21 protein-coding genes are annotated in these 20836 nt (G+C 38.6%); 9 read left to right on the forward strand and 12 right to left on the reverse strand.

Features of this window, described 5'->3' with window-relative positions; translation table 11 throughout:
• The first annotated feature begins 191 nt into the window (after positions 1-191).
• Complete coding sequence (locus G6053_RS10415; RefSeq protein WP_108632161.1) at positions 192-971, forward strand: MBL fold metallo-hydrolase; 780 nt, start codon at positions 192-194, stop codon at positions 969-971.
• Positions 972-1068: 97 nt separating this feature from the next.
• On the opposite strand, the gene G6053_RS10420 is transcribed toward G6053_RS10415, so the two are convergent.
• The 7 genes from G6053_RS10420 to G6053_RS10450 all read right to left on the reverse strand — a co-directional run bounded on the left by G6053_RS10420 (position 1069) and on the right by G6053_RS10450 (position 10188).
• Positions 1069-1551 carry a DUF4822 domain-containing protein gene (locus tag G6053_RS10420; RefSeq protein ID WP_108632160.1) on the reverse strand — a complete coding sequence of 161 codons (483 nt, stop codon included), beginning with the start codon at positions 1549-1551 and terminating at the stop codon, positions 1069-1071.
• 328 nt (positions 1552-1879) lie between these two features.
• Entirely contained in the window at positions 1880-3307 is a 1428-nt protein-coding gene (locus tag G6053_RS10425) for an efflux transporter outer membrane subunit (protein ID WP_108632913.1), read from the reverse strand.
• Positions 3308-3331: 24 nt separating this feature from the next.
• Complete coding sequence (locus G6053_RS10430) at positions 3332-6520, reverse strand: efflux RND transporter permease subunit (RefSeq protein ID WP_108632159.1); 3189 nt, start codon at positions 6518-6520, stop codon at positions 3332-3334.
• 18 nt (positions 6521-6538) lie between these two features.
• On the reverse strand, positions 6539-7735 hold the full coding sequence (locus G6053_RS10435; RefSeq protein ID WP_108632158.1) for an efflux RND transporter periplasmic adaptor subunit: 1197 nt from the start codon (positions 7733-7735) through the stop codon (positions 6539-6541).
• Positions 7736-7812: 77 nt separating this feature from the next.
• Entirely contained in the window at positions 7813-8412 is a 600-nt protein-coding gene (locus tag G6053_RS10440; RefSeq protein WP_108632157.1) for a TetR/AcrR family transcriptional regulator, read from the reverse strand.
• A 103-nt stretch (positions 8413-8515) separates the two neighbouring features.
• Positions 8516-9817, reverse strand: a complete 1302-nt coding sequence (locus G6053_RS10445; RefSeq protein ID WP_108632156.1) for an ATP-binding protein — start codon at positions 9815-9817, stop codon at positions 8516-8518.
• 101 nt (positions 9818-9918) lie between these two features.
• The gene (locus G6053_RS10450) at positions 9919-10188 is read right to left on the reverse strand and encodes a hypothetical protein (protein WP_108632155.1); all 270 of its coding nucleotides are present in this window, start codon (positions 10186-10188) and stop codon (positions 9919-9921) included.
• A 214-nt stretch (positions 10189-10402) separates the two neighbouring features.
• On the opposite strand from G6053_RS10450, the gene G6053_RS10455 reads away from it, so the two are divergent.
• Both G6053_RS10455 and G6053_RS10460 read left to right on the forward strand, forming a co-directional pair.
• Positions 10403-10849, forward strand: coding sequence for a DUF1572 family protein (locus G6053_RS10455; protein ID WP_108632154.1), 447 nt, complete (start codon positions 10403-10405; stop codon positions 10847-10849).
• A 9-nt stretch (positions 10850-10858) separates the two neighbouring features.
• Positions 10859-11644 carry a helix-turn-helix transcriptional regulator gene (locus G6053_RS10460; protein WP_108632153.1) on the forward strand — a complete coding sequence of 262 codons (786 nt, stop codon included), beginning with the start codon at positions 10859-10861 and terminating at the stop codon, positions 11642-11644.
• A gap of 48 nt (positions 11645-11692) precedes the next feature.
• Here the strand turns inward: G6053_RS10460 and G6053_RS10465 are convergent, their stop codons facing one another.
• On the reverse strand, positions 11693-12355 hold the full coding sequence (locus tag G6053_RS10465) for a DUF1349 domain-containing protein (RefSeq protein ID WP_181390435.1): 663 nt from the start codon (positions 12353-12355) through the stop codon (positions 11693-11695).
• Positions 12356-12619: 264 nt separating this feature from the next.
• Between G6053_RS10465 and G6053_RS10470 the strand changes: the two genes are divergently transcribed.
• Entirely contained in the window at positions 12620-13216 is a 597-nt protein-coding gene (locus G6053_RS10470; RefSeq protein ID WP_108632152.1) for a class I SAM-dependent methyltransferase, read from the forward strand.
• A gap of 139 nt (positions 13217-13355) precedes the next feature.
• Positions 13356-14264, forward strand: a complete 909-nt coding sequence (locus G6053_RS10475; protein ID WP_108632151.1) for an NAD(P)/FAD-dependent oxidoreductase — start codon at positions 13356-13358, stop codon at positions 14262-14264.
• A gap of 126 nt (positions 14265-14390) precedes the next feature.
• Here G6053_RS10475 and G6053_RS10480 read toward each other — a convergent pair whose 3' ends face one another.
• The gene (locus G6053_RS10480; protein WP_199768582.1) at positions 14391-14690 is read right to left on the reverse strand and encodes a winged helix-turn-helix transcriptional regulator; all 300 of its coding nucleotides are present in this window, start codon (positions 14688-14690) and stop codon (positions 14391-14393) included.
• 142 nt (positions 14691-14832) lie between these two features.
• Between G6053_RS10480 and G6053_RS10485 the strand changes: the two genes are divergently transcribed.
• Positions 14833-15432, forward strand: coding sequence for a nitroreductase family protein (locus tag G6053_RS10485; protein ID WP_108632150.1), 600 nt, complete (start codon positions 14833-14835; stop codon positions 15430-15432).
• Positions 15433-15778: 346 nt separating this feature from the next.
• Positions 15779-16249: a hypothetical protein gene (locus G6053_RS10490; RefSeq protein WP_108632149.1), complete on the forward strand. Its 471-nt coding sequence runs from the start codon at positions 15779-15781 to the stop codon at positions 16247-16249.
• A gap of 128 nt (positions 16250-16377) precedes the next feature.
• Here G6053_RS10490 and G6053_RS10495 read toward each other — a convergent pair whose 3' ends face one another.
• The 3 genes from G6053_RS10495 to G6053_RS10505 all read right to left on the reverse strand — a co-directional run bounded on the left by G6053_RS10495 (position 16378) and on the right by G6053_RS10505 (position 19790).
• Positions 16378-17838 (reverse strand): S41 family peptidase, encoded by a 1461-nt coding sequence (locus tag G6053_RS10495; RefSeq protein WP_165306384.1) that lies wholly within the window; start codon positions 17836-17838, stop codon positions 16378-16380.
• 359 nt (positions 17839-18197) lie between these two features.
• Positions 18198-18929 carry a DUF1080 domain-containing protein gene (locus tag G6053_RS10500; protein WP_108632147.1) on the reverse strand — a complete coding sequence of 244 codons (732 nt, stop codon included), beginning with the start codon at positions 18927-18929 and terminating at the stop codon, positions 18198-18200.
• 129 nt (positions 18930-19058) lie between these two features.
• Positions 19059-19790, reverse strand: a complete 732-nt coding sequence (locus G6053_RS10505; RefSeq protein ID WP_108632146.1) for a class I SAM-dependent methyltransferase — start codon at positions 19788-19790, stop codon at positions 19059-19061.
• 510 nt (positions 19791-20300) lie between these two features.
• Here G6053_RS10505 and G6053_RS30905 point away from each other — a divergent pair.
• Together G6053_RS30905 and G6053_RS10510 are read left to right on the forward strand one after the other, a co-directional pair.
• Positions 20301-20423, forward strand: a complete 123-nt coding sequence (locus tag G6053_RS30905) for a hypothetical protein (RefSeq protein WP_277603204.1) — start codon at positions 20301-20303, stop codon at positions 20421-20423.
• 17 nt (positions 20424-20440) lie between these two features.
• Positions 20441-20806 carry a hypothetical protein gene (locus tag G6053_RS10510; protein ID WP_146190961.1) on the forward strand — a complete coding sequence of 122 codons (366 nt, stop codon included), beginning with the start codon at positions 20441-20443 and terminating at the stop codon, positions 20804-20806.
• Positions 20807-20836: the final 30 nt, after the last annotated feature.

Below are 20836 nucleotides of genomic sequence, written 5' to 3' on the forward strand. Positions count from 1 at the left end.
ACAAAGAGTAAACTGAAATACCCATTTACCGCAGCTCAATCGTATAGATACAAATCTTGGATTGTCCTCTTCAGTTTAGTTTGATCCATTCATCCAGTTGATAATATAAGGAATTCAATTACGCTTTACAATCGAAATAATGGATGTAGCCTATTATTTTCTTAAATTGGCTCTTATAAATTAATTTTAAGATGGCTGAATTTTATCATTTAAATTGCGTTCGGATTGTTTCATCTGTGAATGACAATGTATGTGGACACTGCCTTTTAATCAAAGAAGGCGAAAGATTGGTTTTAGTGGATACAGGTATTGGTTTAATGGATACGATGTTTCCGATAGAACGAATTGGTAAAGAACTTGTCGAAATGGTCGGCTATCGATTTAATGAAGATTTAACGGCTATCCGTCAGATTGAAAAACTTGGATTTGATCCGTCCGCTGTAACGGATTGTGTGATATCCCATTTGGATAACGATCATATTGGTGGATTGGCTGATTTTCCAAATGCAACAGTTCACCTTGGACAAGAAGAGTATGAAAATTATTTGTCCGGTAATCAACGCTACCTGGTGACACCATTGTTGCATAACCCCGTAATCAGGACGTATGCAAAAAGTGATTTTCAATGGCATGGCCTTGAAGCGAGAAAACTCGCGATTGATCTGAAACTGTCCTTATATCTTGTTCCACTTTTTGGGCATACACTGGGGCATTGTGGTGTTGCGATAGAATCACAGGAAGTAAAGTTGCTCTATGTGGCTGACGCGTATTACATGAGAGTTGAGTTGACAGACGAAACACATCCTGTAAATAGCTTAGCCAAAATGAGAGCGGAAGATAACCGTCTACGACTGGCTTCGATGGATAAAATTCGTGAATTTGTAGCTGATCATTCCGAAATAAAGGTATTTGGTTACCATGATATTGAAGAATTTAGCGAGTTTATGGATTCAAGTAGTCCAAAAAGTTGATAAACGGAAGTGATAAAAAGGATTGACAATATTTGAAATGTTGCCAATCCTTTTGATTAAGGGGTCGCCTTATCTCTACGTCAAATAATACGACCGATTATTTTGGTTCTGTGTGTGTGGTTGGTGTGTGTATAATATCGAAATAAACGGACTTATTGTCATTGTTTGGATAAATCCGGTACGTAAATTCCTCTTTTGTCAATACAGTAATATCAACGATACGTGTGAAAAGCGTTTCTCCAGCAGCGTTTTTAGCAACGATGGTCCGTGTCTTTCCATCCGCTGAAACCGACCAGTCGCCATGCATTTTGGGAGAGTCATCAAGATTGAACATGGTAAAGGTGCCATCAGATTTAAAATAGGCAAAACCTACAAAATTTGAAACGTTGGCATCTGTCAGGACCACATTTTCACCTTTGTTATTTTTGGCATTGGTAGTTTCCCAGGCTGTACTTGCTAATATTTCGCTGGGCGTCAGCTGAGGTTCGGGTGTTACCTCATCATCCTTACTGCAGCTACCAAGTAATAAAGTGCAAATGACCATGTAACATAGCATTGCAATCATTTTTAAGTTTTTCATGTTATTGAATTTATTGTCTCACAAAAATAATTGCGTGATTGTGATTGCATTTGTCCCTTTTATTCCAAGGTTTGAAGTATTTATAACTGTGGCAATCGTTATGCATGAAATTGTAATGGATAGGGCGAAGATATCGGAGTCTCAATAGGGGGAGATCAAGTAGGAGTAGGAGTAGGAGTAGGAGTAGGAGTAGGAGTAGGAAAGTCCAAACTTAGCGGAAACGGTAAAAGGTCAAAGATGTTGCTACCAAAAATAAGGCAGGAGACCCTCGCGGTCCCCTGCCTCCCAGATATGTGATATAAAATTAGAAAAATTGCACTTTCGAAAATTAGTTATTGCTCCAGCCGCCACCTAAGGAACGATAGAGATCTACTACAGCTGAAAGTTCGGCTTTTTTGACTTGCGCGAGCTCCAGTTCACTCTGCAATATATTGCTTTGCGCGGTGATTACTTCTAGGTAAGTAGCCATACCCGTCTCAAACAGTAGGTTGGCATGTTTTGTAGCCTCTTTCAAACGATTGGTTCGATCCAAAGTAATCTGTTGTTTTTCTTTTAGTTTTTGGATCGAGACCAAAGCATCGGAAACCTCGCCAGCCGCAGCAATGACCTTTTGTTTGAAAATCATCACATTTTTTTCTTGTTCTATACGAGCAAGTTCATATTGTGTTTTCAACTCTCTACGCTGAAAAATAGGCTGTGTAATACTTCCTGTAATAGCACCAAATAGCGAGCCTGGCAAATTAAACCAGTTACTTGCTTTGAATGCATTAACTCCAGCCTCGGCACTAATGACCAAGGACGGATACATTCTCGCTTTGGCGGATTTTTGATAGGCCTGAGAAGCTGTGACAGCAAGTTCAGCCTGTTTCACATCCGGACGGTGGCTTAATAAGTCTGCCGGTATCCCTGTAGCCAAATCTTCGGGAAAACGAACATTGACCAATTGCTCCTGTGTTTTGATTTCCGCAGGGAGTTTACCACTAAGGATTTGGATCGCATTCTCTTGAAGTCGGATCTGCTGCTCGAAATCAGGGATAAGTGCGGCCGCAGATAAACGCTGTGCATCGACTTGTTCTAAGGCGAGCAATGTAATATCACCAACTTCGTATTGTTGCTTAACGATGCGGAGTGTCGTGTCGCTCAACTGTAAATTTTGCTGTGCGATATCCCGCAATTGGTAGAGCATCAAAAGTTGATAATAGCCTTGTGCTACCTGGGCAATCAATTGTGTTTGTATGACTTTTTTTGCTTCTTCCGTCTGTAAGTACGATGCTAAAGCAGCGGCGTTCTGGTTTTTGATTTTTCCCCATAGGTCCGCCTCCCAGGACACACCCACTGAAGCCGTATAGTCTTCAACATGGTGCTGTTTTAAAAATTGGCCCAAACTCAATCCGTTCATACTGTTATTGGAGGGGTTGGTGCTGTTTCCCCTGATCTGCAACTGTGCCGAAGGAAGATAATTTGCCTTTGCCTGCCTTAAGCTCAATTGAGATGCCTCGATATTTTTAAGAGCCAATTGCATATCCAGGTTATGTTGGATAGCACTGTCGATCAAACTTTGTAAAACCCGATCTTTAAAAAAGTCGCGCCAGGGAATAGAACCAATATTGTTTTCTTGTGACGCTTTTCCCTGATCACGATATTGCTCGGGCAGATTTGGCGCAAGGTTTTTATTGCTGACCAATTTATCTGTTTTACAAGACCACGCTGCAAAAGATAAGATGAAAATAGTCAGTAGCTTTGCTTTTCTATTCATATATTTCGATGTTGTCATTGTTCACTAATTATTTGTATGTACAGGAATTTCCAAAGCAATGGATTCATTTTCCCGTTGTTTTTCGCCCGGCGTGCCGCTTACTTTCTCCTGTATAAATTGGAAAACAATAAAGAGGATAGGAATAATAAACAGTCCTAATACAACGCCACTGAGCATTCCACCAGCTGCTGCAATACTGATTGAGTGGTTACCCTGTGCAGAGGGGCCTACTGCGCTCATCATAGGAATCATACCTACAATAAAGGCTAGGGAGGTCATGATAATAGGACGCAGACGTAAGCGTGCTGCTTTAAGCGCCGCACTAGGTATTGAGAGTCCCTGTTTCCGACCCTGAATAGCAAATTCGACAATTAAAATAGCATTCTTTGCCAACAAGCCAATCAACATGACCAGAGCTACCTGAACGTAAATATTATTGGCCGTATCGGTGAGACTAATTGCTGCAAAGACCCCGAATATCCCTGTTGGAATAGAGAGTATAACCGCTAATGGGATAATATAACTTTCATATTGTGCTGCAAGCAGGAAGTAAACAAAGATTAAACAAAGAATAAAAATAAGGGTCGACTGACCTCCCGAAACAATTTCTTCTTTGGTCATACCCGAAAATTCATAGGTAAATCCAGTAGGTAAATGTTGCTTCGCCACTTCTTCCACCGCACGGATCGCATCCCCAGAACTATAGCCGGGTTTTGGGATTGCATTGATTCCGATCGAATTAAATAGATTGTAACGCGAAGCAGTCTCCGGTCCATATACACGTTGCAATTTGACCAACGTGTTGATCGGTACCATGTCACCTAATCTGTTTTTTACAAAGATTCCGTCCATGGAAGTTGGTTCGCTACGATCTTTTGCATCCGCTTGGACCATAACACGATAGTACTTTCCGAATCGATTAAAATCTGACGCCTGCGCACTACCAAAATAAGCTTGCATGGTTTGTAAGATACTTTTGGTACTTACACCAAGTTGTTCGGCTTTGATGTCATCCACTTGTAGCTCATACTGCGGGTAGTCGGCTTTGAAGGTTGTAAAGGCCATCATGATTTCAGGACGCTTCATGAGTTCTCCTATGAACCCTTGACCTATTGTACTGAATTTACCAAGTTGTCCACCTGTCCGATCTTGAAGAACCATATCGAGACCATCCACGTTACTAAATCCAGGGACTGTAGGGAAGGTAAACACGAAGAAGTTGGCGCCCTTGATACTTGCTAAACGTTGGTTCACATCGGCCATAATAGCGTTGATGTCCTTGATACTGCCACGTTCTTCATGTGGTTTCAGCAAAATAAATGCTACACCTGCTGATGGACTGGTTGATTGCGTTAAAATATTAAAACCAGCCAAAACGTTTAGTGTCTTGGTGAAGTCAGCATGTTGAAGTTGTTTTTCAGCTTCAGCTAATGCTTCCGAAGTCCGATCCAAAGAGGCACCGGCTGGCATAGAAAATGATATAGCGATAAAACCTTGGTCTTCGGAAGGGATAAATCCTGTTGGTGTACGACGAATCATAAAAATTGTCAACAACAAGGTGATACCTAAGCCTGCAAAAGCTACCCATTTGTAACGGACCAGAAAACGTAAGCTGCCTAAATAGTTTTTGGTCAGGCGGTCAAAACCGACATTGAATCCTGTGAAGAAACGTTCTTTGAAATTAAGTTTCTTGGTCTCGTCGTGGTTATGGTGCGTAGGTTTTAAAAATAGGGCACAGAGCGCCGGACTTAATGTCAGTGCATTGATCGCCGAAATCACAATTGCTATGGCCAATGTAAAGGCAAATTGTCGATAGAAAACTCCAGTCGAACCTTCCATAAAACCAATAGGGAGGAAGACCGCAGACATGACCAGGGTAATGGAGATAATGGCTCCCGTAATCTCACTCATGGCAGAGGTCGTTGCTAATTTGGGCGGGAGATTATTATGCTCCATTTTGGCGTGTACAGCCTCGACCACCACGATCGCATCATCCACGACGATACCGATTGCCAGTACAAGCGCAAATAAGGTTAATAGATTGATGGAGAAGCCAAAAAGCTGCATAAAGAAAAATGTTCCTACAATTGCCACTGGTACAGCAATGGCCGGTATCAGTGTTGATCTAAAATCCTGAAGAAATAGGAAAACAACTAAAAAGACCAGAATAAATGCTTCGATCAATGTGTGTTTAACTTGATCAATGGATTGGTCGAGCGCATCTTTAGTGTTATATAAAACGAGATATTTTACACCTTTTGGAAAGCTTAACGAAGCTTTTTTCATAAACTCCTGTATGGCAATCTGAATTTCATTCGCATTGGATCCCGCTAATTGCATTACACCGATGTTGAGACCAGCTTTTCCATTGATGCGGGTCTTACTGGCATAAGTATAAGATCCTAACTCAACACGAGCTACATCTTTCAGTTTTAATACAGAACCATCTGTGTTTGAACGGATAATGATGTTCTCGTAATCGCTCGGCTGATTAAGTTTACCTTTATACTTAATGACAAATTCAAAAGCTTCACGGCTACTTTCTCCAAATTTTCCGGGAGCGGCTTCTACGTTTTTATCCTGAATAGCTGCCATTACCTCCTCAGGGGTCAGTTTGTAAGCAGCCATTTGGTTTGGATTAAGCCATACGCGCATGGAATAATCTTTACTACCGCCAAAAACCGACGCTTGTCCCACTCCGGGGATACGTTTCAGCTCCGGAATAATATTGATCTGTGCATAGTTGGTAATAAACGTTTGGTCATATTTACCTTCATCCTCAGTATATAGATCCAATACCATGATCAAGCTATTTTGTTGCTTGGCTGTTGTGATTCCGGCCTGAACAACTTCGGAAGGAAGTTGACTGGTGGCCTGTGCAACACGATTCTGCACATTGACAGCAGCCTGATCCGGATCCGTACCAAGTTTAAAATATACGGTAATCATCAATGACCCGTCATTACTGGCGGTAGAGCTCATATAGCTCATGTTTTCGACCCCATTGATAGACTCTTCCAGCGAAGGAGCAACAGCACGAAGTACTGTTTCGGCATTTGCGCCTGGATATAATGCCGTGACCTGTACCGCAGGCGGGGCGATGTCTGGAAACTGCTGTAAGGGCAGCTTTAGGATACCGATTACTCCCAATATCACAAGTAATATGGAAATTACGGTGGCAAGTACAGGCCTTTCTATAAATTTCTTAAGCATAAGTTTGTCGTTATAATATTAATTGATGCTGTCTTTTGATAAAGCTTGTGGTGTAATTTTTTGGCCGTCTTGCAGTAAATCAATACCCTTATAAACAATGCGGTCTCCTGCATTGATTCCTTTACTTACAAGATAGTTTGAACCACTTTTTCCGATGACAGTAATAGGCTGCTGTACAACTTTATTTTCTTTTCCGACAGTATACACAAAGATCTTGTCTTGCATTTCAAGTGTAGCAAGTTGTGGCACTAATAGAGCCTGATCGTATTTCTTTTGTAGTCTGACACGGCCGGTATTTCCATTACGTAACACTCCTTCGGGATTACTGAAAGTCGCGCGTAACGTAATCGCGCCTGTGTTTTTGTCAAACTGACCATCCACCATATCTATTTTTCCTTTTTGATCATAAATAGTCTGATCAGAAAGCACCAAGCTGATCGGGGGAAGGTTGTTTAATTTTTGTTGCAGATTACTACCTTCCGTATTGTTTTTGAAGGCAATAAAATCATTTTCTCCCAATGAAAAATAGACGTGGAGATCTCTGACATTTGAAAGTGCTGTCAGGGGTTGTGTATCAGTTGGGCCCACTAAACTTCCTTGTTTACGTTGCAGCCTTCCGATATATCCATCGGCCGAAGCGCGGATCAAGGTATAGCCCACATTGATTTTTGCGGTCTCTACAGCAGATATTGCCAATTGTACATTCGCTTTAGCAGCATTGCGCGCACTGATCGCCGTTTTTAATTGAAAATCAGTCAGGACTTTGGTGTTAACCAACTTTGTTTTCTTTTCAACTTCCAGTTCTGCGGTTTCCAATGCAGCTTTCGCAGCTAATAAGTTGGCCTTAGCTTGATTCAATTGTTCTTGGTATGGGCGGTCATTAATTTTAAAAAGCGCCTGACCTTTACTGACCTTCGCACCCTCATCGACATAAATCTGTTCCAAAATGCCCTCAACCTGAGGTCTGATTTCAATATTGGCAGAAGCTTCGATTGTTGCCGGATATTCCTGATAGACGATCTCGTTGCCATTTTCGATGCTGACAACAGGAAGGCTAACTGGTGGTGGATCATTAGGTTTGCTTGTTCCTGTCGAACAGCTGTACAACAAGATTGCACTAAGCACATATGCAGTCTTTACGATATTAATTCGTTTAACACTGTTAAGTGCAGGAACGTAAATCTTCTTAAGACTTGGTGATACATTTGTTTTCATGTGATATTAAAAATTGAAGTTTTGGTATATTTAACGGTGTTAGATTCTTTAACGTTGTATTTTTTGATGCAAAAAAATTAGTCAGTAAGCGAACGGGTGATTCCGTAGATCGCATCTTTTAGTACCTCCTGGTTGGTGTTATCTCCGTTGCCTTGATTCACTAAATTGATGGATATGAGCCCATGTATAATAGACCAGTACGTGAAATATTTTCTACAGATCAGGTCTTCTGACGGACTTTTATCCTTCATGATCTCACGAATTACGTCACTGATCAATCTGCCATGAGATTCAGCACACTTATAGGTTTTTTCAAACCCACAGCAAGCTGTACCTACCCCAAACATGAGTTGGTATAATTCGCGCTCTTCAAATGCAAAATCCCAATAACTGAACCACATTGCTTCCAATTGTTTCTCCAAGTCGGTTTGAGTTGATTTGGCTTGTCTGACTTTTTTGGCAAGTAAGAGATAACCTTGGTTGGCAAGTTCGTTTAAAATTGCATCTTTGTTTGCAAAATACTCATAAATCATGGGGGCGGTATATTCGATGATATCCGCAATTTTGCGCATACTCAATGCCTGCCATCCCTCTTCTTTTACGATTTGAAGAGCGGCATCGAGAATATTTGTTCTATTCTCATCTTTAAGGCGTTGTATGCGTTCTTTACTACCCATGCTTAATGCATAAATGATTTAACAGTGTTAAGCAAAATTCTAACTTTTTATTTTATTTAATGACATTTGAAAGTCATTAAATAAAAATACCGCTCAAATGTTCTCAAATAGCCCCTTTTTTGAGCGTATTGTGGGGTATTAGGATCTGTTTTATCCGGCTTCTCTCTTTGTCCGACAATGGAATTGCCTTTTCTAGTATGGTCAGGATGTCTGTGCTTTTCTCTGTTTGTAGTAGGAGATCCAGGAAACCCAGATAGGTACGGATCAGGTCGGTTTTGACACCAAAGAAGATGCGCGGGTCTATGATGTAGATTTCTTGCAGCAATGCGAGCAATGTTTCTTTTCTTTTTTTGTCGTTGTCTGTTTGCCCGTAACCGGGTAGAAAACCTTTCTTTTCCAATTCACTGAGTTTGACAGCTACAGCATTTTCACGAACGTATTTTTTTTGTTTGCGATCCAGAAAATCGCGCAACTCAGCAAGCAGATTACGGTACACAACTTGTTTCTCTTTGCCAGTGAAGAGATTGACGTCCGTTGAAATGCTAATATCTTCTTGTTCAAAAGCGTCAAAAAAATCGGATGTTACATATACCGAGTGATGAAAATCTATCGCATTATTGTTAAAGCTGCTGAGTACTTTGGCAATTTCTCTTTTATCGCTATTGCGCAAGTAATAGTAATATCGGTCCCCGATCTGTTGGTTCCAACGAATATAATTGACGTGAAACGTGTAGGAGGGACCTTCTTCAGGGCTATATAAGGTCCATGACAGTAGATCCGTTTCTTGAATCAGATGATCATAGATTAATATGGCGCCGTTGATTCGTATGGTGTAATCTAAATCGCGGTTAAGGTATAGAAACCAGCCAAATTCCTGCGCCATGAAATCTATAAATTCTTTCGATTCCAAATAGGATGAATTTAGCCCGAAAACGCCCTCTAATCTCACTTGGGTCCCCGTCTTTTGATTTTCTATACGGGTACTTTCGCTAACGTCATATTGTTCTTTGCTGTCCCTATCGATCTGTATGCGGTATGTTTTTAAAACTCCTTCTTCTTTCACAATTGTATTCCAAATCGCTCTTGTCGCAAACAACGAAAAAGAAAACCTGCCTTTTCCTTTCTTTCCTCTTGTATAGGAACTTCGTCTGATGCTATTTTTCTTTACTGAATCCAGAAAATTACCAAATGAATAGGGGAGTGTATCGAAAACGATACCCTCTCCATTATCGCTGATGCCAATACTGTTTATATAACCGAGTTCATTGCTATCAATTACAATATCAACTTCAGTAGCTTTTGCGTCAAAGCCGTTCCATATATATTCAGCAATGACCAATTTTGGATCTTTAGGTAAACCAGCAGATTCTATACTTAGGTTGGTTATCTGTGTGTTTTTTTTCATAATGATAGCAATTCTAGCAATGTAAATTTAATCGGTAAAAACTTCATTTCCCAATTATATGTTGTTTAATTTGTACTGTTCGCGCTATTTTCTTTAATCTTTTATTTTCTGATTTTTTTTATTGAATAACTTAATAGACAGGCGATCCCAAAATAGACGACAAGGTTCAGAAGAAGATATATGCCGTTGAAATATGTTCTGTCCGGTGGTTCTGGGTAACGTTTCCCGCCTAAATAGGTATAAAAGGGAAAGGGAAAACCAAGGACATCATTGCCATCCGAAGGACTTTCGCATTTCGAAAATAGCAGGGTGATCGTTACTGTTAGTATGAAGAAGATGATCCAGGTCGTTCTTGGAAATTTTGGAAACATACGTATGTATTACTTTGTTGATACAAGTAAAAATACGATATCTTATGAATATTTAATGGATGTACTTTTCAAGAGGTTTAGATCTATCTGTTCAAAATTACAGTCAGTTGAGGCAATTTTTTCTTTTTCTTCTTCACATAAAGAACCAATTAATATTGTGAAATTGGTAGTTTTGATTAAGAAATGCTAATGGTATTATACTAAAAACTAGATTATGCTTGTAAAAACATTGAAAAGTCTTTTTTATAGAGATCTGAATAGATTGAAAACAGAAATTGCATCTTATGGACAAGAAGAGAATATCTGGATTGTTGATCATGGTATTGCGAATTCAGCGGGAAATTTATGTTTACATTTAATTGGCAATTTACAAACTTATATTGGAGCGGAGATCGGAAAGACAGGCTATATTAGAAATAGGGAGGCTGAGTTTACCCTGCGGGATATTCCAAGATCAGTACTTTTAGATGGTATAGACAATACCATAAGTGTCGTTGATCTAGCTTTGGATAAGCTTAATCAGGAGGACCTTGCCGCAATATACCCCATATTAGTGTTTGAGGAGAAGACAACAACGGAATATTTGTTGGTGCATTTAACGACACATTTAACCTACCATTTAGGGCAGATCAATTATCATCGTCGTCTGTTGGATCTATAATATTTAACGATGGAATCGGATTTAAAAAAGACATTAAATAAAAATCTTGTTGGCAAAGGGCTCCGAAATACGAGTGTAGACTTGTCTGTTTTAAAATACTATAAGCAATATGCCAAAACTTATGCCGAGATCCATAATGGCATTGTTGTACTAAGTGATTTGACGGCGAATTGGAGCTTTACCTTCATGGGGGCGATAGCTGAACGTCTGCATCTGTCTTCGCCTGATAGAAAATTGGAGATCAATAGTATTTGGGAAGACTTTCTCTTAGCACGCGTACATCCTGAAGATCTGGCGGTCAAACACAGGCTTGAACTGCAGTTTCTTGATATGGTTAAGAACATAGGTCCCAAAGAACGTTTTCAATATCAGGCAAATAGTGTGCTCCGTGTGGTAGGGAAAGATGGGAAGAATATGCTGATGTCACATCAGATCGTCTATTTGGATACCTCCGGCAAAGAGTTTCCCCAGTTGGCATTGTGCTGTTATACCTTATTGCCCGACAGAGAAGACCAACATGGGAACAATAACTATATCTTTAATCAAGTAAGCGGTGAGGCCTATTTACTCCATAAACAAGATGTCAAGGATGTCATGAGCCAACGTGAGAAGGAGGTATTGAATTGCGTAAGAGGGGGGATGATCAGTAAGGACATTGCTGAAAAGTTAGGTCTGAGTGTCAATACCATTAACCGGCATCGGCAAAATATTTTACAAAAACTGCGGGTTCGCAATCTGCACGAAGCGATCAGTATATACGATAAAATGTATAAGCAAGAAGATGATTCACAATAATGACAAGTCTGTCAAAAGCAACTTTTTTGACAGACTTGATGATACTGATCAATTGGAACTATTTTCTTTTAACCATTTTGTTCGACGCTGGTCGGGAAGATGCTTGATGCTAAAGTGCTCAAAATTAGCCTGGAAGCCATCACCATCCGGTGATGCACCCATCAATCCAACTAATACGGGATGGTTGTCTTGTAGCCATGCGTTTCTCATCATCGTATATTGCTTATCATCAAAAGAATAAAAGAATTCTACGGCATCAAGTCTCCGGATAGCCTTTATCCATATAAAAGGGATTTCTTTGTCTACCGGTATAATGCTCCAGTCACTGGTCCGATGTGTGACAACAGTACTCAGGTTATACTTTCCATCGACAAATTCTATTCCTGCTTTTATATAATTTTCATGATCTATGCGTAGCATAAGACCTGCTTGATCAAAACGAGTTTTATAGTTAGCCGAAATCTTGACCTTCACTTCAAATTCACCACCGCGCTCTGTATAGAAGAAAGGTGCATCATCCACAGTAAATCCATAATGTGATATTCGCCAGTAGTCACTTTTAGGCGTAACAAACATGGACAGCGCGTTGTTGCTGATTGTCCACTCGGTAGGTTCATTAAACCAGATCATCTTGTCCAATTTCTGTGCTGTGACCTGCATGGTAAAGAAAGGAAGCAATGAGGTCGCAAAAAATGTTTTTATGTTTTTCATGATTTTCTTTTAGCAAAGGGTATATTCTTTTTTCTGACGACAAAGATATCGTTGACATACAGTAATTTTCAATACTGATATATAACCATGATTTGAGCCAAGATCTTTAAATGTAATTTATTTGCAATTTAATTGCATTTAAATCTATTGCTACATAGTTGCAATAGTAAAAAGACTTACCTTCGTTTATCTTTATTGTAATTACCAGATTATTGTTAGCTGAATTCAATAAATGCAAGATATTAAAATAAAAAGTCTAAAGACATGGAGTTTTGGGAACGTAATTTTGTGGAAAAAGGAGAGATGTGGGGCGGAAGTCCTGCTCATTCAGCTCAAATAGCAAAAGATTTCTTTCTGACGAAGAATATAAAAGAAATCTTAATTCCGGGATTTGGTTATGGCCGGAATGGTCATGTATTTCTAGAAAATGGAATAAGTATTACGGGAATAGAGTTGTCCAATACAGCAATTCGACTCGCGCGAAAACGTTTCGGATCTCAAACGATTATTTATCATGGGTCGGTTGTTGATATGCCTTTTGATACCAAAAAATACGGTGGAATATTTTGCCATGGGTTAATCTACCTACTCGCCGCTGACGAGCGGATCAAATTTATACATAACTGTTATGAACAATTATCCGACAATGGTTATATGATCTTTACGGCAGTATCAAAACAGGCAAGTATCTATGGACAGGGAACGGCCATAGGCGAAGACCGTTTTGAAATGTTTGGAGGAGTTAATATGTTCTTTTATGACTTGGAATCTATTCAAACAACATTTGAAAAATATGGATTAATTGAAGTCAGGGAAGTGGAAGAGAATTATCCCTTTTATTTTATTACTTGTAAAAAGTAAAACAGACGAAAACAATCCTTGATGAAATTATCCTGATTTATTCAGATGAATGGGTGGGCTAGGGAAATAAACATCAAACTTACGAACTAGCCTAATAAATCTGGTTGTATCATTAATATTTAAAATCAAATTTATAAAGATGGAAAACGATAAAAATTTTGACGCAATTATTATTGGCGGAAGTTATGCAGGGCTCTCAGCAGCCATGGCTTTGGGGCGTTCGTTACGTCAGGTATTGATTATAGATAGCGGTTTGCCGTGTAATAGGCAAACACCACATTCACATAATTTCATAACGCATGACGGCGAAAAACCATCGGTAATAACACAAAAGGCTAAGGAGCAGGTGTTAAGTTACCCAACAGTACGTTTCCAGCAAGGGCTCGCTATAAATGGAAAGAAAAACAATGATGGCTTTGAAATAAGCACAGTAGATGGCGAAGCTTTTAACGCGAAAAAAATAATTTTTGCAACTGGAATAGAAGATGTCATGCCCGACATTCAAGGTTTTTCAGCTTGTTGGGGTATTTCAGTTATCCATTGTCCATATTGTCATGGATATGAATTCAGCGGTAAGAAAACTGCAATTATGGCCAATGGAGAAAGAGCTTTACATTTGGCTTCTCTGGTCAATAACCTCTCAACAGATCTGACAATATTGACCTCGGGAAAAGCTAATTTTGAAGCTGAACAGGCTGCGAAATTGGAAAAGCATGGCATAGCTGTTATTGAAGAAGAGATTGTCAAAATACAACATAAGAATGGATGGCTGGAAAAAGTAGTTTTCGGGGATAACAGCACAAGGGCATTTGATACGTTGTATGCAGCAATTCCTTTTAAGCAACACTCAGCTATTCCTGTCGAATTAGGCTGTGATCTAACAGAACAGGGGCATATTGTTGTCGACAATTTTCAAAAAACTTCGGTTAAGGGAGTTTTTGCTTGTGGCGATAATGCCAGTATGATGCGGTCTATTTCCAATGCAGTCGCCGCAGGTAATCTAGCCGGAGCTATGGTCAATAAAGAATTGGTTGAAGAAAGCTTCTGATAAGATTTCTGCAGATAGCAGCTACAATCAATGTACTTCAGTTTTAATCGGGAAGCAAACTGAGATGGAAGCTTCCTGATTAAAAACGCTTTTGTCAGCCTATGTTACTTAGTCAAAATCGACCGATTATTTTACCTGTTGAATCCCTGCAGTTCTAGTTGCAGTCTCTCTACCCCAAAGTGCAATGGATTCCAATAGGGGGATCAGCGTCTTTCCAAATTCTGTAAGCTCATAATCTACCTTTAAGGGAGCTTTATCGGTATGTACTGTGCGCTTAACCAAACCGTCAGCTTCTAATTCCTTCAGCTGTAGGCTCAATGTACGCTCTGTAATCAATGCACATTCTTTTCTCAGCTCATTATAACGTTTTTTTTCAATTAAATGGATAAGGATGACTGCCTTCCACTTGCCGCCTATATATTTCATTGTCAGGCTTGTACTGCAGGGGTATTGTTTGTTGTCTATCAAATACATCTGTTACTATCAAATTTGACCGTTATTGCAAATATATAGCACTATATTTAGTTTTGCAACTATAAAAAATATAGTTAATTTAAAATTGTATGTTATGGCATTTTTAGAAACAGCAAAAGAACGTTATACAACAAAGAAGTATAATTCGACGGAAAGAATCTCAGCGGACAAGATCGCAGAACTAAAAGAAATACTTCGGTTGAGTCCTTCTTCCATCAATAGCCAGCCTTGGAGGTTTTTCTTTATTTCAGATGGGGAGACAAAAACGAAACTGGCTGAAGCATCTTATTGGAATGCGGAAAAAATTAATGAGGCGAGTCATCTGGTAGTCTTTAGTGCCCTTCATGATGTGGAACGATTTGAAGAGCAGATCAACGGTACACTACCCGAAGGTTCGATAAATTACTACCATCGTTTTTTGAAATCACAGGGAGAGCAGCATGTGCAATCCTGGATGAAACAGCAAGTGTATCTTTCTTTAGGATTTTTTCTCGCAGCATGTGCCGCGAGTCATATTGATGCTACTCCGATGGAAGGTATTGAAAATGATCGTTATGATCATATTTTAGGACTTGAACAATATCATACTTTATTTGCTGTTGCTATTGGTTATCGAAATGCGGAGGACTCAAATCAGCCTAGTATAACAGCCAAGTCGCGTTTGAATATGGAGGATATTATTCGAGCAATATAACTTGTTTGATCGTGATAGGGATGCCCAAAAAGTGCAGTAGCACCAAAAGTTGAACGGATTAAAGCGGATTAATGGAAATAGATCTTTTGCAGAAGAGCTCGGTATTCTACCGGGCTCTTTCCGTCCGCGCTAATTCAATGTTATTGTACTAGCGAAATATTGCATATTTGAAATCCGAAAATATTAAACAGAGGGATATCTATAGACTAATTCACAATTAGGCTTTATACCTTGCATGTTCGCTTTGACTTTGGATAAATCATAGTTTTTGAAAAAAAATAATAATATGGCTCAAAACGTGTTGCTAGAGAGGATGTTGGGATGATTTTTGTTGTGTACGTAAATTATGAGGCAGGAATTGGCAGACAAGATAGCAATGTATAGTAAACGATACGGACTGTTTATGCATCCGGACTATATTAGTTTCGCGCGTGATACCACGAGGTTGTTGCTTCGCAATGAATGCCTACGTATAGGAGATATAAAAATTTATCAGGATTATGTTGCCTCCCACTATCCTGAAGATCTCCCTTGGGAGATGAAACAATATCAAGAAGCAGCCAAGGCACTGATAAGAATGGATAAGGTAGCTGCCATTGCCTGGGTCTCTGCGCATCAGATTAATCTTTTCGAGTCAGATATTTTTATTGATGATGAAGACGCAATTTTACGCCCTATCCAATTCAAGAATGATGATATGCTGCGCTACAACTTTAATACGTTGGAAGAGTTGATTTATAATCATCAGATACCTGAAGATCTATTCCGCAAAAATCAGGCTTATTTTTGGATAGATGCGCGTATTGATTTGCGATAACTTTTTGTTTTTTTTAAATTTTAATTCTGAGATACCTTGTGCCTCAGTGAATTTGGTTATAATGGGTGCAAGTGAAATTGATAACGCTGATTTGTTTGAGTATCCGGGTCTTTTTTGAAAACTAACAATTATTTTGAATCTTCCAGTATCTTTCTTACGTAGTCCACCCATTCTGTATTTTGTATAGTTTGGTCAATATAATAATCTGGTTGTATCCCTTTATTGTCTATAGCCATATTGGGGATTCGGTAACTTTTGCTGAGTGCATAGCCTAATTTATATTCTTTACAAGGTGACTCTACAAAATACATATTCGATATATCCAGTACACCTGAAGTTGTTGTACCAAAGAGCTTTACTTTTTTACTTTGCTTAGCCTCAAGTAAAAATTGCTCCGCAGTACTTCCATTTCCACCATTAATGATGATAGCCACCTGCCTGGGATAGGGGAGTGTTGAATAGCCGGAATCAATACGGACCAATTTTCGGTCTGGCCTAAGATTGACAAATTCCCCCAAATGGTTATTTAAACTATCATATGCAGCCCTGTAGAAAGGAATTTCCATGGGATCTATACCATATTCTTTATAGTTTTTGCAAAAATCTAACATCCGTTGGTTGTTTAATTTTGTGGAGTAAAATGTTACTCCAATGGTACGAATGGGGTTTGTATATAGAAATGGAATAATTTCAGCATAGCTGCCGTCACTGCCACCACCGTTATTTCGGATATCAATAATTAGGTTCTCTATTTTTTCCAACTGCGGTCTATGGATGGCGATAAGGCTATCAATCGTTTGTTTTTGCCTACCGTTAAAGCTAGGGATACGCAACAGAATTGTTTTTGCATTAATCTTTTGCAGATAAGGTTTACCTGTTGAATATGATTTTACAAAATCAGCCTCTAAAGGAGTGTTTTCTACTGTTGGATATATTTTTGTATATAAATAATTGCCCAGTTGAAACATATTTTTGCCAATAGGTAGCGTAAACGATATTTTTTCCGGAGTTTTATCTCTAAGATAATAGATACCTTCTGATAATTCATTGTTTAGGGCGAATTTAACGTCACCTAACATCCAATTATCTGCGGTAGAGCTGACTATAATCCCCTTATACCCCTCAGGATACTTTTTGATAGCTACTTTGTAGGGAGGAGAATCCCATATCCCTTCTAGATTTTGTTCTTTTTTTATAGTAAGGTAATTCCTGAACTCGTCTTCCGATATGCTCACAGTAGGATGATTGTTCTTAGTGATAAAACCAGTATCAGAAACTAATGAATCAACATCTTTTCCGTCGATTCGGTTTATTGACAAATGCCCTTTGCGGATAAACTGTAGCCATTCTGACAAGAGCTTTGTGCAATCTAAGTTTGATTTAATTCCCGCTAATTTCTGCTCAATTTTCGCGTTATGCGCCTGATATGCATCCTGTCCCTTCTGATCTAAAGCATATTGAAAACCAGCATCATTTTCCTCAATAATTTTTTTGACCCATTTAAGATTTTCAGCACAATTGCAATTTTGCGCTTGTAGATTGCAGCTGAAAATTAAAATAAAAGCAAATGGCAAAATAAGCTTAAACATATTATTATAGTTTTAAATAACAGTGGAATTACAATTATTTAGCCAAATTCATAGTTTCTTTGTTATGAATTAGATACGTTTTTTATAAATTTTTGAAATGTCCGATGACGGGCATAACTGTTCATTCTCGAACAGTAAATATAAAATTTTTCCAAGGTACCCGGTAAAATGATACCCACTGTCGAAACTAAGAGTGATTGTAAATCGCGATGAAATCACTTGGACTTTATTCGTAATTTCTAATGTTCAGATAAGGGCTGAATAACCAAATAGTTTGGACGAATAGGCAATATAAGCCACAAAAAAGTCCTTCGTTTATACAAAAACGAAGGACTTTTTTGTGGTTTGCATTAGATACGTTACAGCTGTTTTATTTTTATATTTCTAAAGGATACACCTCTTGACCAGTCCTGAAGGGCAAGCTTTCCACTCGTATGTTTACCGAATTCTGGAAAATCTTTGAAGGTACTGTGTTTCACCATGTCTTTCCACTTTTGTGAATTGAAATCCATTTCTGCTGTAACTGCACCATTCAGATAGAATGTGATTTTACCATCTTTCTGTACAATGCTCGATTGGTTCCAGTCATCTTTTGCTTTGGTATTGACAAAATTTTGCTGCGGTAAAAACATGTAGAGACAACCCGCGCGTTTCAACGGTTTATCAAAGTCGGGATGTGAGTCAGCAAGTAACTGATATTCTGGTCCAGAATGATAAGTTGCATTGATGTCAGGCCGCTCTTGTACGTTGACAAAAACACCACTATTGCCTTCTTTTTCAAGTTTCCATTCAAATTTAAACTCGTAATTTTTATAATCGCTGTTGGAAATAAGGTCATATTTTTGACTTTCGTTGTTTGGATCACAGTAGATTGTGCCGTTTCTTACCAGCCAAGCGGTCGGTGCTTTTTTTTCATTGTTGTACGTATGCCAATTGTTCAATGTTGTACCATCGAATAAAAGTTGCCAGCCCTCTTTTTGTTCTTTCTCAGTTAAGGTGTTTGGGGCATTCGCCTCATTTTTACACGAATAGAATAGGCAGCCGATAAAGACAGCAACAACAATTTTTTTGAATAGGTTTAAGTTTATCATTGTTTAAAGTTTGTCGTATATGAAAGTGTTCTTAGGAATTTGATTTACTAAAATAATTTTTAATGTTTACTTTCTTTTATAAATGCAGACACTTATGTGAATTTGTTACATGAAATGCCCATGTGGTTTCTATTTTTCAGCAGAAATAATCAACATCATGGGCCTTCTCAACTCATCTTTCATTGTTGGGAAATTCTCTAGCATTTCTCTACTGGGTTCAGGCTCGACACAAGCGTTTATTTTAAATCCGCTTTTTAGGATACTGCCAATGTAAGACGTAACAGTTCTGTGGTATTTCAGGACAGCATTTCCCAAAAACGTTGTCTCTCTGGAACCTATTAAAAAGTAATTGTCTACCGGCCAATGGAGTTTCTCCCCGTCATTCTTGTAGATCCAGTCCTGTTTGCCCTGTGCAGTAAAAATTGGGTGTTCGACCGAGAATAAAAATTGTCCTTCGGGTTTTAGCCAGTTATAAATATTTTGGCAGCATGTTTCAAAGTCGTTTACATAATGAAAAGCCAAAGAACTTATAACAAGATTAAACTGCTCCGGTTTGAAAGTTAGCGACTCAATTGCATCACGTTGATATTCAATGCTGTCCAGGTTATTGATCTGTCGGGCCTTTTCCAGCATTTTTTCAGATAGATCCACACCTATAACAGATTTTGCGCCATTTTCAATCACATATCGACAGTGCCATCCATATCCGCAGCCTAAATCGAGAACAGTCTTGTCCTTGAGATCTGTGAAAAGTTTCTGAAATTCATGCCATTCGCCAGCTCCTTGTAAGCCCTTCTGTGAGCGATACATTTTGCTATATTCTTCAAAGAATTTAGGGTTGTCGTAGTTATTTTCCTGCATCTATTTTATATCAGCTTACTAGTTAGCCTTTATGGTCCAATTTACATATTATTGCTGTTTTTTAATCTAATTTTAACAGCTAATTCTACACATCAATTCTCATTTTGATAAAATAAGTCTATCATTTTGATAAGGTCTTATCAGTTTAATTTTTACTATTTTATTTTCAATATACTGTTTTTTAGTTGTTTATGTATTCTTTGGAAACTATGGAATACCGTTTGGCCTATAGGGACAAAGCATATAAAATGGAAATGATTAAAAAAATAACAGAATCGTCAAAGAGCCCACCCACCTTGGAGCAGATCTATGGATCAGGGATGACATAATATCCCTGAGAGCGACAAGAAATAGTTTACAAATCTTTACTATTAATCCCCACAATAATGATAACACTCGTACTGATAATCACTGGACTGCTTGGCTTTTGGTTGTTTTTTAAAATGGTTGATTTCTTCGAAAAAATTTAAGAAAACACAAAATAGAACAACGCTTACATTAATGTTAGCCATGAAAAATTTAAAAGAAAATAAGGAGTATTCATCTCCAAACAAATGGTCTATGGACCGCATCGCGAAGGTTGTGATGATCATCTTGATACTTGCTATGATCTATCAACTGTATCTCGGTTAAATTTTGAAAAAAATAACATGCAAAAATTAAATCAATATCGGGTAGGTATGTACCTTATACTTCACTATAGGGAGATTCGTTCGGAAATTAACCTTCTGATTCGTAAACATAATTTTGCCGGAGCATTACAGGCAGTGGTCAACCACCTTCGCGTATTGAGCGCTGATCGTAATATCGATAAATTGTGCCGGCATATCCATTTTCTGGGGACATTATATAACCGAGGTAATCATTATGTCAAATACATGATGGAGAATTTATTTGTACGATCCTTGGCGGGGCTAAAGCGGATCTACTCGGCAGAAGAATGGACAAGGATTGAATACCGTCTCCCCTTGTCTTTTCTGGAAATTCAAAAAAGACAGCAACAGGCAATATATTAATAATAAGACAAATGACAGCTTTATTTATAG

Source organism: Sphingobacterium sp. DR205 (assembly GCF_011064245.1).
GTDB lineage: Bacteria > Bacteroidota > Bacteroidia > Sphingobacteriales > Sphingobacteriaceae > Sphingobacterium > Sphingobacterium athyrii.

Coding starts and splice junctions, on each gene's coding strand:
- G6053_RS10490 (WP_108632149.1), top strand. CDS start 15,779: ATGAGGCAGGAATTGGCAGACAAGATAGCAATGTATAGTAAACGATAC.
- G6053_RS10415 (WP_108632161.1), top strand. CDS start 192: ATGGCTGAATTTTATCATTTAAATTGCGTTCGGATTGTTTCATCTGTG.
- G6053_RS10500 (WP_108632147.1), bottom strand. CDS start 18,929: ATGATAAACTTAAACCTATTCAAAAAAATTGTTGTTGCTGTCTTTATC.
- G6053_RS10475 (WP_108632151.1), top strand. CDS start 13,356: ATGGAAAACGATAAAAATTTTGACGCAATTATTATTGGCGGAAGTTAT.
- G6053_RS10470 (WP_108632152.1), top strand. CDS start 12,620: ATGGAGTTTTGGGAACGTAATTTTGTGGAAAAAGGAGAGATGTGGGGC.
- G6053_RS10505 (WP_108632146.1), bottom strand. CDS start 19,790: ATGCAGGAAAATAACTACGACAACCCTAAATTCTTTGAAGAATATAGC.
- G6053_RS10465 (WP_181390435.1), bottom strand. CDS start 12,355: ATGAAAAACATAAAAACATTTTTTGCGACCTCATTGCTTCCTTTCTTT.
- G6053_RS10480 (WP_199768582.1), bottom strand. CDS start 14,690: ATGAAATATATAGGCGGCAAGTGGAAGGCAGTCATCCTTATCCATTTA.
- G6053_RS10420 (WP_108632160.1), bottom strand. CDS start 1,551: ATGAAAAACTTAAAAATGATTGCAATGCTATGTTACATGGTCATTTGC.
- G6053_RS10455 (WP_108632154.1), top strand. CDS start 10,403: ATGCTTGTAAAAACATTGAAAAGTCTTTTTTATAGAGATCTGAATAGA.
- G6053_RS10450 (WP_108632155.1), bottom strand. CDS start 10,188: ATGTTTCCAAAATTTCCAAGAACGACCTGGATCATCTTCTTCATACTA.
- G6053_RS10440 (WP_108632157.1), bottom strand. CDS start 8,412: ATGGGTAGTAAAGAACGCATACAACGCCTTAAAGATGAGAATAGAACA.
- G6053_RS10445 (WP_108632156.1), bottom strand. CDS start 9,817: ATGAAAAAAAACACACAGATAACCAACCTAAGTATAGAATCTGCTGGT.
- G6053_RS10460 (WP_108632153.1), top strand. CDS start 10,859: ATGGAATCGGATTTAAAAAAGACATTAAATAAAAATCTTGTTGGCAAA.
- G6053_RS30905 (WP_277603204.1), top strand. CDS start 20,301: ATGAAAAATTTAAAAGAAAATAAGGAGTATTCATCTCCAAACAAATGG.
- G6053_RS10485 (WP_108632150.1), top strand. CDS start 14,833: ATGGCATTTTTAGAAACAGCAAAAGAACGTTATACAACAAAGAAGTAT.
- G6053_RS10510 (WP_146190961.1), top strand. CDS start 20,441: ATGCAAAAATTAAATCAATATCGGGTAGGTATGTACCTTATACTTCAC.
- G6053_RS10435 (WP_108632158.1), bottom strand. CDS start 7,735: ATGAAAACAAATGTATCACCAAGTCTTAAGAAGATTTACGTTCCTGCA.
- G6053_RS10425 (WP_108632913.1), bottom strand. CDS start 3,307: ATGAATAGAAAAGCAAAGCTACTGACTATTTTCATCTTATCTTTTGCA.
- G6053_RS10430 (WP_108632159.1), bottom strand. CDS start 6,520: ATGCTTAAGAAATTTATAGAAAGGCCTGTACTTGCCACCGTAATTTCC.
- G6053_RS10495 (WP_165306384.1), bottom strand. CDS start 17,838: ATGTTTAAGCTTATTTTGCCATTTGCTTTTATTTTAATTTTCAGCTGC.